The sequence below is a fragment of the Limnohabitans sp. WS1 genome (assembly GCF_003063265.1).
GTDB lineage: Bacteria > Pseudomonadota > Gammaproteobacteria > Burkholderiales > Burkholderiaceae_C > Limnohabitans_A.
On the sequence record NZ_NERU01000002.1, the window covers coordinates 378104 to 392600 of the forward strand.

Genomic DNA, 14497 nt, shown 5'->3' on the forward strand with positions numbered 1-14497 from the left:
CAAAAAAGGTTTAAATCACATCGGGCCGGTAGTCCCACTCGCCCAGCTTTTGGCCCAACACCCACAGCTCCCAGTGCTGTACGGGGTCGGTGCTGGTGCTTGTGTTGCCACCCGTGCCACCAGCTGTGCCACCACCTGTGCCACCACCTGTGCCAGTGCTGGTGCCGCCACCCGTGCCAGTGCCGGTGCTGGTGCCACCACCCGTGCCACCACCATTGCTGGTGCCACCCGTCCACCCCGCATCGCTGGGGGTGCTGCCCACGCGCATGGGCTCGGGGGCGTGGTGCAGCTGCATAGGGCCACCAGGTGTGGCGGGCTTGCGGGCAATCACACGCTCGGTCAAGTCGATGTGAATCAACAAGTCGATGGCGGCGTGGTTGAGGTATTCGGCCTCAAATTTCACGGCGCGGCTTTGTGTGTCGGGGTTGTCAAACAGTTCGCGTTGGTGCACTTTGAGCCACTGCAGCACGGGCACAAACACGGTGTCGGGGTGCCCGGCGTAGTCGAGCACGGTGATCTCCAGCGTGTAGGCGTACTCAAAGCTGAGGCTCTGTGTGCCGGTGCTGGCCAGCCTGCCGTCTTTGATGAACAAGCTGAGCTTGTCCGGGTCACGCGCCAGGGCGGGCACTTGCCGAATGATGTGGTTGCGCAGGCTTTGGGGCTTGTACATGGTTCAAGGCCCGGGGGTGCCGTTCAGCGTTTGGCGGGCAGCGTTGTAAGCGGCAATGCAGGCGTTGCGCTCGACGATGGCGGCGTCACCGTCGGCGGCGATGCCGACAAGAGTTTCAGCAGTCGCTGGGTCAAGATCGGCTCGCGGTGTGTCTGCAGTGCTGTCGGCAGGGGTGGCATTTGCACCTGGCGCACCGCCGGGCTGTGGGCAGTGGGCGGGGATTGACAGGCGCTGAGCGCCGCTGCGAAGGTCAGCCACAAGGCGGTTTTGCAGGTTTTGCGCATGGGTTTGCTCCTGGTTGAGTTTGTCGCTGATGGCCTGGGTGGTGGCCAGTAGCAGGGTTTCTTTTTCACGCGCCGCTTCGCTGGCACGGGTGGCCGCTTGGGCGGTTTCGCGCTGCAGGTCAGACAGTGCCATTTGTGCAGCGGCCAAGTCGGCACGGCCCATTTCGTGCACCGCAAGCCCAACGGCCAAAGCCACAAACAGGGCCAGCGGCCACAGCCACCAGGGCACCAGGTCAAACACCATCTTGAAAAGTGCTTGCATCACACGCGCCCCTTGTATTTGGGCATGCGCACATCGACCACGTCATGGACGTGGTGGCGTGAGATGTCGCAGGCTGAGCGGGTGCCGTAGAGGGGTTTTTTGGATGCGGTGCAAGTCTTTTCGACGTGGTCGTGCCATTTGTTAGGGTCGCATCCAGACTGCAGGCCACAGGCGCGGCGGTCGTTCAGCACACGGCCAAAACCGGCGTTGTAGCTCAGGTCAGTGAACATCAAGCGCATGTGGGGGTCGGCCACCAGTTTGGCCACGCGGTTGAAGTTTTGGCGACTCATGAGCACCATGGCGCGGATCTGCAAATCGGGCCGCTCGAAAAGCGTGTCCCAGCGCAGCTCGTTGAGTCCACGCGGGTCCAGTTTTCGGGCTTCCATGAGTGAGTCGAAGCGCACAGATCCATCTTCACGGTAGGCCACGGTGAGCTGTGCAAGCCCACCGCCTTTTTCTCGCTTGCTCAGCAGGCGCGCCGTGGGTGACCAGCACATGCGCTTGAGTGACGGGCACCCGCTTTCGTGCTCGATGAGCGCCCCAAAGTAATGGGCTGGAATTTCCGGTACCAGCTCACGCGCTTGCTGTCCCACCAAGGGTAGAAATGGCGCGGCTTGCGGGGGTATGTCTTTGGCCAGGTCAAAGGCCTTGGCAGGCTGAGAGTAGATCAGCGCCACCATGGCCAGGCCAAAGCCCAGGGCGATGCCGCTGGCAGCAAACACCACGGCGGCGATCAGGTCTTTGAATGCGGCCCACATGGCGATCAGCGCTGCAGCATGGCAAAGAAAATCAGCAAGCCCACCAGCACGATCGCGCGCAGCAGGCACACGCCCAAATACGCTTGGCCCGCTGCAGCGTTGCCTTGTTTCACCAGGTCATACAGCTCTTCACTGCTGGCTTTGCCCAGCAGGCTTTTGGCGATGGTGTAGGCCAAGCCGGTGACCAAGAACGCTTGCGCCCAAATTTGAATGCGCAACAGTGTGTCTGCGCCTTTGCTGGGGTCGGTCCACACAAACCAGGCCACCACGAACAGGGGCAAGATGAGGAATTGAAAAAATCGGCTGGTGAAAAATTGGCTCATGTCAGGCTTTCGGTGGTGGGTCAGTCAAAAATATTGATCAGCTTTTGCGTGTTGGCCACAGCAGGGGCCAGCGTCACGCGCTGCCCGGCCACCAGGTGTGGGCGGCTGGCCAAGCCGGGGTTCAGGGCCAGCGTGGCTTCGGTCACGGCGGCGGTTTGGCCCAGGTGTCGCCAGCACAACTGGTCCACGGTGTCGCCGTCGCGGGCGATCACGGTGCGGGGGGTGGTGGTGGTGGCGTTGCTCACAGCAGGTCCACCGTCACGCGGGTTTTGCCGCGCAGGTCGTTCAGGGCGTTGTGTGCGGTGCGGCGGTATTCGGCCACCACGTCGGCCATGAGTTGCATGCGCGATCCTTCGTGCGCGGTGCTGACCACGGTGTCCACAGCGCGTGACGTTTCTGTCAAGGCCGCTTGCACGGTCGCATACACCGCACGGGTGTAGTGGTGCACTTTTGCGCTCACGCCGGCCACTTGCTTGGCGGGCAGGTCGGCCAGGGTTTCAAAGCCGTCCTCGATCGCTTGGGCTTGCAGGTCTTCCAGTTGGCGGTTCACTTCCACCAGGGCGTTGATCAGGGCGTGCGCCAATCGCTGGGTGCTCACGGTGCCGTCCAGTCGGCAGGCGTCGCGCAGTTTCGTTGCGGTGATGTCGGGCCAAAACGAGTCGTTGCCCACCACAGCATCGGTGGCCTGCTCGGGCGGGGCGGCGGTGGCGGTAAATCCGTTCATGGGGCTCACAAAAAATAGTTGGCGGTGGTCAGCAGGCGTGGGGGCCGGGCACTGCAGGGCAGGGCCTGCCCCCTGCCTGCTGAGCCGCCAGGGTGCGGGGTACGCTCGGTCAGGTGCTTGGGTCGGGGGGCGTCAGTTCTTTGACGCGCCGCTCCAAGCGTTCCAGGTCTTTTTTCACGCCAATTTGGGCGTGCAGTTCAAGTGCGCGGGTCAGCAGGGCGTGTGCGCCTTGTGCTTGTTCCAGGCTCAGGGTTTTGTAGTCACTCTCAGCGTCTTGCAGCCGGTCGGCCAGGGCGTAGCCCATGGCTTTGTAGAGCTTGGCCCGGGCTTGGTCGTGGGCGTCCAGCGGGTCGGTCATCTCAGCCACCTTGGCCAAGATCAAACCGGCTTCACCGGGCTCCATGCGGCCCTTCAGTGCGGCTTCGCCAAATTCTTCGACCAGCAAGGTCGCCACGTTGCGCTCAAAGCGATCGGGCAGGCTGAGTTTGTGGCGCACGATGTAGTCGGCCAGCTGCAGCGCGGTGTCGTAGCTCGCCGCGTCGATGTGCCAGACCATGAGCGTGGTCACCACCTGGTCGGCGGCACCGGTGTCAGCGGCCAGCACGCCCTCCAAGTAGGCGCTGTAGTCGGCCAACATGCCGCGCTTGACTTCGACTTTGCGCTCGACCGACTGGATGGCCTTCAGGGTCTGCGTGTGCTCGTACAGCTGGGCCAGCACCATTTCGTAGGCACTGCCGGACATGGGGCCACCACCGCTGGTGATGGCCTCACGTTCGGCACTGACGCGGGCCATGTGCTGCATGAAGGGGGAATTCATCATGTGCTTGTCCTGGCGCGGGTTAGGCGGCTTCGGGTTCGATCTGAATGTTTTCCACCATGGCCAACAGGCCGTAGTCTTGCAAGACGTAAGCCTCGCGCACGCTCTCGTAGTTCTCGATGCGGTCGCGCTTGGGGTTCTCGACCAAGTGGCGGCGGCGTGAGCCTTTTTGGTAGTAGATCGCCAAGTTGTCAAACGTGGTGATGGCCAGCGTGTTGTCAGGGAAGAAGGGCAGGTCCACCGGGGGCAGGCCACCCAAGTGGCGGGCGCTCATGAGGATTTCGGTCGCCACTTTTTCGGTCGGCTTGGCCACCTGGTTGATCACCGGGAAGTACTTCGCGCCCAGCATGTTGCGTGAGCACAAGACCACCAAGTCGGTGCGGCGGCGGTACCAGGGGTCCAAGGCGTTCAGGGCGTCAAACACCAAGGCGTCCAGGTTCTTGTATTTGCCATTCGGCCCAACTTTCACCACGTTGGCACCGCTGCTGGCCGTGGTTTTGAGCACGCGCTGCGGGGCCTTTTGGCGCTGCAGTTCCAGCCAGCCGATGTTCATGTCTTCCAACATGGGGTTGGCTGTGGGGTCGCTTTTCGCGGCCACGCTCTTACCGTGAAAGCCAATGACGATGCGGTCCAGCGCTTGCTGGCGCACGATCATGTCGCGCACGTTGGTCTGGAATTCCGGGAACATGCTCCAGGCGTCCAGCGTGTCGTAGTCGATGGCCGTGTCGAATTCGGTTTTGTGTGCCTGGTAGCCATCGTCCGTGGTGTCGTGTGGGTCACGGGCTTGGCGGTCGTCTTTCTTTGTGTCGGTGCGGCGGGCAATCGGGCCTTTGACGCTGATGGAAATGCGGCGACCGACTTGGTCACGCACACCGATGATGCTGATCTTGCTCAGGAACTCACTGGATTCCTGGATCTTCTTTTCCAACGTGGCTTCGACTGGTGGCGAGACCGCAAAGGTCTGACTCACGTTGGTCACGCCGTTCAAGCGGGCCAAGTCTTGCATGTACGTTTCAATGGCACGGCGCAGTTCGGGGTTCATAAGGGTTTCCTAAAAAAAGGGTGATGGGGCGGGCGTGGGCGTGGCGTGGTCGCTTTGTGGGCGATCAGCAGTCCGTGGCTTTGAAGAAGTTGTCACCACCGCCGGTGGCTGGTGGGCGGTTGAAGTTGCCGGTGGGCGTCTTGTCCAGCTGTGCGTGCAAGGTGTTGAACTTGGTCGCCAACTCTGTGTGCTGGGTCTGCAGCGCTTTGAGCTGGTCGCCCAAAGTGGTGGCCAGGTCTTTCATGGCGTCACCGGTGGCGGCGCTGAATTGCTTGACCAGCTCGGTGGGGTCCACAGGCGTGTCGGGCTTGGTTTCAGGCTTGCTCTCAGGGGCTTTGCTGAACTTGGCCAGCACGCCCTCCATCGCGGCGGTGAACTTGCCCAGCACGCTGTTCACGGCTTTGTCGGTGTCGGTGCCCTTGTCTTCGTCTTGGTTGGCCATCAAGGCGCTGTCCACTTCCATGCCCGCGCTGTACAGCGTGTTGGGGTTCGTCTTGCGCCCGGCGAATGGGTTGGCTGCGGGGTTTTGCGCGGCAAAACTCAGCACTTCGGTGCCCAGGCTGGCCGGGCTGTCGGTCACGGCCAAGCCCACCAGGTAGGCTTCTTTGGTGTCACCAAAGCTGGGGTCAATCTCGCAGCTGGTGTAAATCTTTTGCTTGGCCTTGTTCATGGCCATCAGCTCGGGCAGGGGCTCAATCTGTGCCAGCAAAGTCAGCTTGCCGTCCACCTCTTCGGTCTTCACGGCCAACACATCGCCGTAGGCCTTGAATGGCGAGTCAGGCAGCATGCCCCGGAAGTGCTCCAGCCAAAGGCGTGCACCGTACTTTTGGCGGTTGAAGTTCTTGGCGCACTGCTCAATCCAGCTTCGCTGAATGGTGCGTCCGTCGGTGGTCGCGCCTTCGGTCGCAACGCGGAAAAATTTACTGGCCATGTGTGTGTCCTGTGGGTCGGTGGGTCGGGTCTGTGTCACTTTCGGCGACTGGCCCCGCCATGGTCACGCCCAATGCCGGGCTTTTCAAACGATTTGCCTCCTATAAAAAAACACTAGGTCAAACGGGGTCTGAAAAGCCCTCGCGCGCGCGTCACAAGGGGGGCAAAGTCAGGCCACATGTCACACACAGAGCCCCAAACAGACCCGGACGCAGCCACCGCCATCGCAGCGGCCGGGGCTTTGCCTGCGCCGCTTGCAGACAAGGCCGAAGCTGCAGGCCTGCCCTCGCCAGAGCCCAAACGCCAGGCGCGGTTTTTGTATTGGTCCGGCTGGCGCATCACCCACATCGCTGAGCTGCTGGGTGTGCCCCGCACCACGGTGCACGATTGGCGTGCCTCAGAAAAGTGGGACGACGCCCAAGCCATTGACCGGGTCGAGGGCGCGCTCGAAGCCCGGCTGGTGCTGCTCATCCAAAAAGACGGCAAGACGGGCGGCGACTTCAAAGAAATTGATCTCCTCATGCGCCAAGTGGCCCAAACAGCCCGCGTGCAAAAGTACCAGGAGACCGGCAAAGAAGGCGACTTGAATCCCAACATCGCCGCACGCAACGCAGGGCCGAAGAAAAAGCCCAAGCGCAATGAGTTCGCGCCTGAGCATGTGGACGCACTCACGCAGGCCTTCAGGGATTCGCTGTTCGATTACCAAAAAGTCTGGTCCGATGCGGCCAACCAGCGCACCCGCATGATTCTCAAGTCACGCCAAATCGGGGCCACTTGGTACTTTGCGCGTGAGGCCATGGTGGATGCGATCACCACCGGCCGCAATCAAATCTTTTTGTCAGCGTCCAAGGCGCAGGCGCATGTGTTCAAACAGTACATCCAGGCCTTCGCGGGTGAGGTGTGCCAGATCGAGTTGTCGGGTGACCCCATCACGCTGGGCAATGGGGCCATCCTGTACTTTTTGGGCACCAACGCCAAAACAGCGCAGGGTTACCACGGCAACTTTTACTTTGACGAATTCTTTTGGACGCACGGCTTCACAGAGCTGAACAAAGTGGCGTCCGGCATGGCGCTGCACAAAAAATGGCGGCGCACCTACTTCAGCACGCCCTCAAGCATCCAGCACGAAGCGCATGACCTTTGGAGTGGTGCCCGCTACAACAAGCGCCGGGCCAAAGAAGACCAGATCGAACTGGACCTGAGCCACAGCGCCTTGGCCCCGGGCCTGGTGGGTGGCGACAAGATCTGGCGCAACCTCATCAACATCTACGACGCGCTCGCCGGTGGCTGCGATTTGTTCGACATCGATGAGCTCAAAACCGAATACAACCCCGAGGAATTCGCCAACTTGCTCATGTGCGAGTTCATGGACGACACCCACGCGGTGTTCCCCCTGTCGGCCATGCAGCGCTGCATGGTGGACAGCTGGGTCGTGTGGGACGACTTCAAACCCTTCGCCCGCAAACCCTTTGGCCTACGCCCGGTGCTCATCGGTTATGACCCTTCGCAGTCCGAAGACTTTGCAGGCTGCGCCGTGGTGGCACCGCCCGACACCAAGGGTGGCAAGTTTCGCGTGCTTGAACAACACCAGCTGCATGGTGACTTTGAGGCGCAAGCCCAGTTCATCAAAGACCTCACGCTCAAATACAACGTCATTTATGTGGGCATCGACACCACCGGCATCGGTGAGGCCGTGCACCAGTTGGTCAAAAACTTCTTCCCCGGGGTGACCACCTTCAAATACGCCATCGATGTCAAAACCATGCTGGTCGCCAAGGCCAAGAATGTCATCGAAAAAGGCCGCTTGGAGTTTGACGCTGGGGCCAAAGAAATCGCCCGGGCTTTCATGTCCATCAAAAAGACCCTGACCGACTCAGGCCGCCAAATGACCTACACGGCTGGCCGAAACAAAACCACAGGCCACGCCGACTTGGCTTGGGCCGTCATGCACGCCCTGGCCTATGAGCCACTGGACGCCAACAACAAAACCCGTTCTATCGTTGAGTACACATGACCACAAACACCACCACCACACTGAGCACGATCACCGAACTGCCTGCACAGTCCGGCACGCCCGCCCAACACGTCGAGGCCTTCACCTTTGGTGAGGCTGAGCCCATGGACCGCTCAGCCTGGTACGACTACCGTGAGTGCTGGATCGCGGGTGACTACTACGAATACCCCATCCAGCCCGCCATCTTGGCCAAGCTGCAGATCTCCAGCCCCCACCACGCCAGCGCGATCAACCTCAAGCTGAACATGATCCGGCGCCTGCAGCAGCCCACCACCGAACTCAGCCGCCAAACCTTCAGCAGCTGGGCGCTCGATTACCTGATCTTTGGCAATGCCTACCTGGACAGCCTTTACAGCCGCACCGGCCGCTTGCTCAAACTGCAACACGCCCTGGCGATGTACATGCGCCGTGGCGTCAAGCTCGACCAGTACTACATGGTGCGCCAGTGGATGAACCGGCACGAATTCACGCCCGGTGCTGTGCACCACCTGATCGACCCGGACATCAAACAAGAAATTTACGGCACGCCCCAATACCTGGCCGCCATGGCCAGCATCATGCTCAACAACAGCGCAACGATGTTTCGCCGCCGGTACTACGACAACGGCTCACACGCCGGTTACATCATGTACGTCAACGACGCCCAGCTCGAACAGACCGACGTGGACGCGCTGCGCGCCAGCCTGAAAAACGCCAAGGGTCCCGGAAATTTTCGAAACCTGTTTTTGTACTCCCCCAACGGCAAAAAGGACGGGGTCCAGATCATTCCGATCAGCGAAGTGGCGGCTAAGGACGATTTCAACGCCATCAAATCCACCAGCCGCGACGACATCCTCGCCGCCCACCGCGTGCCGCCCCAGCTGCTGGGCATGGTCCCGCAAAACTCGGGCGGCTTTGGCGACATCGTGGCCCAGTCGCATGTGTTCTACGCCCTCGAAGTCCAGCCCATCATCGAACAAATGCTGCAGCTCAACGAATGGGCAGGCACCGAAGTCCTGCGCTTTGCACCCTACGTCAGCCCCGTGCCCACACCCGCCACCCCCATGAAATGAGCGAGGTGACCCAAATGGCCCAAAACACCCCCAAAACGCCGTTTTTGGGGGCCAATTCCAGCAAGGGTTCGGGGAAAACCCGATATTTTTGTTTTTGCCCACAAATCGCCCGCTAACCCGCATGGATGCTAGGTTTTTCATATCGGAAGTGACCCCGATAAGACCCGATACAAAACCCGATACAGCGCTAAGTTGTTGATTTATATAGGGTTGGTTTTTTGGTTATATCGGAAAAACAAAGGTCGATATTATCGGGTTCATATCGGAAAAATATCGGGTTTGCTCAATTCGCTCAAAGCCTTTATCCATGCGGGTTCCAAGCCATTTCTGAAAATCTATCGGGAATATCGGGTTTTCCCCGAACCCTCACCGGAATTTTGAAAAACCCAAAAACGCGCCCCTCATGACCTGCTCATGAGGTGTTCTGCGCACCTTTCAAGGCGCTCGCTCTCACTTGGCTTTGCGGCCGCGTCACGAGGGGTTCGCGGGGCAGTCCACCCGATATGCCAAAACCCGTCAAAACCCGGCTTGCCCCTCAATCGCTCCTGACCTGGTCAACCCCCCAGCCAGCCCACACCAGCCCAGCCAAGCCCCAATTCCCCCCCTAGCCCACCAGATGCCGACACCCCCGACAAAATCCCCCACCGAAGCCCGGGGGCGGGGCGGGGTCTCGACCGCGCGCCGTGGGGTTTGGCCGGGGTGGGCAGGCTGGCCAGGCCGGGCAGGGCGTGGCAGGGGCAACGGCAGGCCTGGCAGGGGCTGGGTGGGGCTTGGTGCGGTTGGTATGGGGTGCGACGCAACGCAACGCAACTTGTGTTGTGTTGCGTTGCAGGCCCTGTGTAATCGTGTGTAAAACAGGGCGCGCCAATGGCGATTCAGGGGGGCCATGCCTGCGGCCGTCACTCTGAGCGCTGCAACAGCAATGGCGTGCTATAGCATTCACACTGCAGGGGTCACAAGTTCGAAACTTGTACTGCCCACCAAAAACACCCGATCAAAAAGCACCTTGAAATTTTTTTCAAGGTGTTTTTTTTATTCCAGAGTGATGCATTCAGGTTCACTTCGGAGCACGGTTTTTTCGATAGATGACGGAACAGTCAAGCATCCAGCATTCAATGTCTGAGCAGTGACGCTCGCATTGTGTCGATGCTTCATGGCTTATTGCCCCTGCTCTGAATCAGCAAGCGCTGTGCCTTGCTTCAAAAACAATGCGAGTATCCGAGCGAGTCCAGTACTCGGCCCAGAGAGGCCAAGAAGAAAAGCGTTCGTGGCTTTTTTGAAGCCCGTCTGCCCCTTAAAAATCAACCACCCGTTGCATCCTTGATGCATTTCTTTGTGAAGCTGTTCTTGGCAGCACCCGCCAGCTTTTTCTCAGAGGCTTGTGCTTCACATGTGGATGTGGCAGTGGCGAGAGTTGCTGCTGCGTCTTTTTCACATTTGGTGACATAGCTGTTTTTGGCAGCACCCACCAGTTTCTTTTCGGCAGCTTGTGCATCACATGTGGCGGCAAAAGCAGATGAACTCATTGTGATGAGTGCGACCGAAAACAAGCCGATCAAATTTCGCATAGGTGTCCCGCAAGCAAAAAAACTACAAATTAACAAAAATCACTAATTTTGGCAATAGTGTAGAAACTTGCTGGTGGACGCGCTGCGTTTGCTTTGTAGGGTGTCCAGCAACCAGACCTTGCAACCCCGACGAAAACGCACTGCGGGCTTACTATTTTTGAGTCCTTAGGGGCAACACAACCCCGATGTGCAACTTGAAAGATGGTTCTTGGGATTTCAAAATCGGTGCAATAATGGATTTGATCGCTTAAGTTTTTTCTACACCGTAGACGAGAAAATTCCGGTAATGGGCTGAATCGCTCACAGGAGATCAACCATGTTGTATCCAATTTTCCACCGCAGCCGCCGTGGACTGATGATTCTCCTTGCCACCATGGCCATGGGTGCATCGGCCCAAAATTGGCCCGATCGGCCGATCAAACTGGTGGTCCCATTCCCTCCAGGCGGTGGTGCAGACGTCGCCGCTCGAACGTACGCAGAGAAGTTGTCGGCACTGCTGGGGCAGCCAGTGCTGATCGACAACAAGCCAGGAGCCAGCGGCAACATCGGTGCCGAACTGGTGGTACGAGCGCCTGCCGACGGATACACGCTGCTTTTCGCCAACGAGTTCTTGGCCACCAACCCGCTGATGTTCAAGGAGATCCGCTACGACTCACTCAAAGACTTCGTACCGATCGCCAAGGTGGCCAGCAATGCCGCCGCCATTGCGGTACATCCCAGCCTAGGGGTAAAGACGATCCAAGAGCTGATCGCCATGGGTCGGACCAAAAACCTCAATTACGCTTCGCCCGGCGTTGGCACCGGCCCTCACCTGTTTGGGCAGCTGATTGCGATCCAGACTGGTGCGAAATTCACCAACATACCCTACAAAGGGTCCGCGCCAGCAACGGCGGATGCGGTGGGAGGACAGGTGGACTTCATCATCTCGACCTTGTCACCGATGGTGCCGCACTTCAACTCAGGCCGACTGCGCGGACTGGCCATCACCGGTGACAAGCGCTCACCGCAGGCGCCAGATGTGCCGACACTGGTCGAATCGGGCTTGAACATGCAACGCTACGAAGTCTGGTACGGCGTGGTGGCAGCTTCTGCCGTTCCGCGACCCATCATCACCCGGCTGCAACTGGCGTCTGCGCAGGTGCTGCGAGATCCAGAGTTGCTGAACAAACTGCGCAGCGCAGGTTTTGATGTGGAGCCGAGCATCGGCGACGACTTCGGAGCTGAACTGCGCGCAGCCATTGATCGCTGGACGCGCGTCATCCGCGAAGCGAAAATTCCACGCGAATAGGAGAAACAACATGAAATCTTGGTGGATCCGCACAGCCGGTGTAGAAATGTCGCTCGACATGCGAGACGTACCTGTACCGCAACCAGGGCCCGGTCAGGTGGGCATTCGCATCCGAGCGGCTGCTCTCAACCGTGGTGAGTTCATCGCGGGCCACGGCCTGCACACGGCGGCTACGGCACGGCCTGCGGGTTTCGAGGCAGCGGGCGAAGTGACGGCGCTGGGCGCAGGTGTCACGCGCTGGAAACTGGGTGATCGGGTCATGGGCCGCTGCGACGGCGCTTTTGCCGAACACGGTTGCATGAATGCCGAGGAAGTGTTTTCAGCGCCCGTGCGCCTGACCTGGGAACAGGCGGCCGCCACAACGGTGGTGTTCCTCACGGTGTACGAAGCTTTGATGGCGCATGGCCGCTTGGCTGCAGGCGAAACGATGCTGGTGACTGGCATCTCGTCGGGCGTGGGTGTGGCATCGCTGCAGGTGGGCAAGGCTCTGGGTGCGCGAGTGATCGGCACCTCTGGGTCGCTGGAAAAACTCGAGCGCCTGAAGGCGCTGGGCCTTGACGTTGCGTTGCACACCCGAGCGCCCGACTTCGTCCCAGCCGTCATGCAAGCCACCCAAAACCAGGGCGTGGACCTGGTGGTAAACACCGTCGGCGGCAGTGTCTTTGCCGCATGCATCGAAGCCATGGGCTTCCAAGCACGGCTGGCCATGGTGGGCTATGTCGACGGCCAGGTTGACGCGCGCATCGACCTCGGGGCGCTGCACAGCAAGCGCTTGCAGCTGTTCGGTGTATCCAACAAGATGCGCAATATGTCTCACCGCATTGCTGCGGCTCAAGCCCTGGAGCGCGACCTGCTGCCCATGTTGGCCGATGGCCGTGTGACGCCGTTGGTCGACCAAGTTTTCGCGCTCGATGACCTGCCGGCTGCGCAGCAGTGCATGCAGGGAAACCAGCATCTTGGCAAGCTGGTGGTCCGAGTCGACTGATCCGCGGCTCTTGCAGACTCGGTGCATTGGTTCATTAAACGGCTAAATTTTTTATCCCTCAAACCACTCGGAGCACAGGATGATCAAGCAAATAACCGCCATTGCGCTGACCCTTGCCACTGTTGGGATCACACAAGCTCAAGCCCAGGGTTACCCCAACAAACCCATTCGCGTCGTGCTGGGCTACACCGCTGGCGGCGCTGCGGATGCTGCAGCCCGTCCTCTCATGAGAGTGCTCGAGCCTCTGCTGGGGCAAGCCATCATTGTGGAACCCAAACCGGGCACCGCTGGCGGGGTGGCCGCAGAGTTCATCAGCAAGGCACCACCTGATGGTTACACCCTTTACTTTGCCGATGGCGGGCCCTTCACCACTGCGCCACACCTGACCAAAGTGGGGTACCACCACCTGAACTCATTCACCCACATCGGCCATGTTTGCAGCACTGGAAGCGTCTTGGTGGTGCATCCCTCTTCGCCGTTCAAGAGCGTGTCCGACGTGGTGGCCGCTGCAAAAAAGGAACCGGAAAAATGGAGCTACGGCACCTCAGGCATTGCAGGTCCGCATCACTTTTCCGGTGAACTGCTCAAGAGTTTTACCGGCATTAACCTTTTGCATATTCCTTACAAAGGTGGAGCACCGGCTATGACTGACCTGATGGGCAACCAAGTGCCCATGCTCTTTTCTTCATTGACGGCGGCAGTGGGGCCATACAAGTCCGGCAAGGTGCGTGCCTTGGCAGTGACTTCGCCAAAACGCTCAGGCGCATTCCCGGATGTTCCGACCATGGACGAGCTCGGCTACAAAGGTTTTGATTCCACCGGTTGGTTTGAACTGATGGGCCCGGCGGGCATGGCACCGGATGTTGTGACGCGACTGTCACAGGCGCTGCTCAAGGCGGGAGAGGACAAAAATCTGCAAGAGCAATTCAAGCAGCTGGGTTGCGACGCAGAATTTCTGACGCCCGCGCAGACTGTCGATAAGGTCAAGAGTGACCACGCCAAGTGGGGCAAAGTCATCAAGGAAGCCAACATCAAGGCCGAATGAATACAGTGGAATCCAAAGTCAAGCCTGACTCTCTGGCCTATTGATTTGCACTCAACTTCTGGCAGCAGGAGGGCGCTTGCCCGTTTTTTACATTTGGTTTTGCAGTCCTATTCTCAATCCTGACATTCGCAGCCAACAATCCTGCTCTGTCCGGTTAAAGCGCTGCGTAACTGTTTTCTCTAAGTAACGCAGCCAGGTCAGGCGTTTCAATGCAGATGGCCAGTTGCTCCGCCTTATCCATGAGCCAATAGCGATTGGCCTCAAACTCAAAGATCGTGCCGTGGTGCATCAGCTGGTCAAGCATGTCCCTGATGGCCACCCAAATTCCCCCACTTATGGCCACCTCAAACTCCCCCACCTGAATTGATCGGGGACAGGGTCTCAACGCCGACACCGTCGGCACCTGTTGGCAGGACGCATGTTCTGGCCTTCCTCGAAGGAAGGCCAAGGAGTGAATGTCTTGAAACCCAACCAACGCGCCACGGTGATCACGCTGCTGCAGCGCAACACGCCCCAGCGCGAGATTGCCCGCATCACCGGCATCGACCGCAAAACCATTCGCAGCTACCACACCCGCTGGCTACTTGATCCTTCAAACTCCCCCGGGGTGGCCACCGGCTCTCGTTTCCACTTCCTCCAGCCTGTGCGAAGTCCACCGCGTCTTCATTGAGGCCCAACTTCGCCTTCGCCGCAACGCCACCGCCATCTTCCAAGACCTGGTCGATGCCCACGGCT

At 59.5% G+C, this 14497-nt stretch carries 16 protein-coding genes and 1 pseudogene; 6 read left to right on the forward strand and 11 right to left on the reverse strand.

Annotated features, from left to right (window positions below; genetic code table 11):
- Positions 1-10: 10 nt before the first annotated feature.
- The 9 genes from B9Z48_RS05495 to B9Z48_RS05535 form a co-directional block, all read right to left on the reverse strand.
- Complete coding sequence (locus tag B9Z48_RS05495) at positions 11-670, reverse strand: phage tail protein (RefSeq protein WP_108377412.1); 660 nt, start codon at positions 668-670, stop codon at positions 11-13.
- 3 nt (positions 671-673) lie between these two features.
- Entirely contained in the window at positions 674-1216 is a 543-nt protein-coding gene (locus tag B9Z48_RS05500; RefSeq protein WP_108377413.1) for a lysis system i-spanin subunit Rz, read from the reverse strand.
- Positions 1216-1974, reverse strand: coding sequence for a hypothetical protein (locus B9Z48_RS05505; RefSeq protein WP_108377414.1), 759 nt, complete (start codon positions 1972-1974; stop codon positions 1216-1218). Before B9Z48_RS05505 ends, B9Z48_RS05500 begins: the two co-directional genes overlap by 1 nt.
- Before the next feature lie 5 nt (positions 1975-1979).
- Positions 1980-2297, reverse strand: a complete 318-nt coding sequence (locus tag B9Z48_RS05510) for a hypothetical protein (protein ID WP_108377415.1) — start codon at positions 2295-2297, stop codon at positions 1980-1982.
- Between the two features lie 20 nt (positions 2298-2317).
- Positions 2318-2542 carry a tail protein X gene (locus B9Z48_RS05515; RefSeq protein ID WP_108377416.1) on the reverse strand — a complete coding sequence of 75 codons (225 nt, stop codon included), beginning with the start codon at positions 2540-2542 and terminating at the stop codon, positions 2318-2320.
- On the reverse strand, positions 2539-3021 hold the full coding sequence (locus B9Z48_RS05520) for a head completion/stabilization protein (RefSeq protein WP_108377417.1): 483 nt from the start codon (positions 3019-3021) through the stop codon (positions 2539-2541). Before B9Z48_RS05520 ends, B9Z48_RS05515 begins: the two co-directional genes overlap by 4 nt.
- A gap of 109 nt (positions 3022-3130) precedes the next feature.
- On the reverse strand, positions 3131-3841 hold the full coding sequence (gpM, locus tag B9Z48_RS05525) for a phage terminase small subunit (RefSeq protein ID WP_108377418.1): 711 nt from the start codon (positions 3839-3841) through the stop codon (positions 3131-3133).
- 19 nt (positions 3842-3860) lie between these two features.
- Entirely contained in the window at positions 3861-4880 is a 1020-nt protein-coding gene (locus B9Z48_RS05530) for a phage major capsid protein, P2 family (protein WP_108377419.1), read from the reverse strand.
- Between the two features lie 64 nt (positions 4881-4944).
- A complete protein-coding gene (locus B9Z48_RS05535; RefSeq protein ID WP_108377446.1) occupies positions 4945-5811 on the reverse strand; it encodes a GPO family capsid scaffolding protein in 867 nt (288 codons plus the stop codon).
- A gap of 177 nt (positions 5812-5988) precedes the next feature.
- Between B9Z48_RS05535 and B9Z48_RS05540 the strand changes: the two genes are divergently transcribed.
- A complete protein-coding gene (locus B9Z48_RS05540; protein WP_108377420.1) occupies positions 5989-7824 on the forward strand; it encodes a terminase family protein in 1836 nt (611 codons plus the stop codon).
- The gene (locus B9Z48_RS05545; RefSeq protein WP_108377421.1) at positions 7821-8876 is read left to right on the forward strand and encodes a phage portal protein; all 1056 of its coding nucleotides are present in this window, start codon (positions 7821-7823) and stop codon (positions 8874-8876) included. Before B9Z48_RS05540 ends, B9Z48_RS05545 begins: the two co-directional genes overlap by 4 nt.
- Positions 8877-10177: 1301 nt before the next feature.
- On the opposite strand, the gene B9Z48_RS05550 is transcribed toward B9Z48_RS05545, so the two are convergent.
- Complete coding sequence (locus B9Z48_RS05550; RefSeq protein WP_089953827.1) at positions 10178-10444, reverse strand: hypothetical protein; 267 nt, start codon at positions 10442-10444, stop codon at positions 10178-10180.
- A gap of 316 nt (positions 10445-10760) precedes the next feature.
- On the opposite strand from B9Z48_RS05550, the gene B9Z48_RS05555 reads away from it, so the two are divergent.
- The 3 genes from B9Z48_RS05555 to B9Z48_RS05565 all read left to right on the forward strand — a co-directional run bounded on the left by B9Z48_RS05555 (position 10761) and on the right by B9Z48_RS05565 (position 13762).
- Positions 10761-11732: a tripartite tricarboxylate transporter substrate binding protein gene (locus B9Z48_RS05555; protein WP_089953825.1), complete on the forward strand. Its 972-nt coding sequence runs from the start codon at positions 10761-10763 to the stop codon at positions 11730-11732.
- A 10-nt stretch (positions 11733-11742) separates the two neighbouring features.
- Positions 11743-12717, forward strand: coding sequence for a zinc-binding dehydrogenase (locus tag B9Z48_RS05560; RefSeq protein WP_089953823.1), 975 nt, complete (start codon positions 11743-11745; stop codon positions 12715-12717).
- Between the two features lie 79 nt (positions 12718-12796).
- Positions 12797-13762, forward strand: coding sequence for a tripartite tricarboxylate transporter substrate binding protein (locus B9Z48_RS05565; RefSeq protein WP_108377422.1), 966 nt, complete (start codon positions 12797-12799; stop codon positions 13760-13762).
- Positions 13763-13916: 154 nt separating this feature from the next.
- Here the strand turns inward: B9Z48_RS05565 and B9Z48_RS21525 are convergent, their stop codons facing one another.
- Complete coding sequence (locus B9Z48_RS21525) at positions 13917-14066, reverse strand: hypothetical protein (protein WP_158273215.1); 150 nt, start codon at positions 14064-14066, stop codon at positions 13917-13919.
- A gap of 114 nt (positions 14067-14180) precedes the next feature.
- Between B9Z48_RS21525 and B9Z48_RS05575 the strand changes: the two are divergent.
- Positions 14181-14497, forward strand: a pseudogene (locus tag B9Z48_RS05575) (IS21 family transposase); the annotation flags it as partial.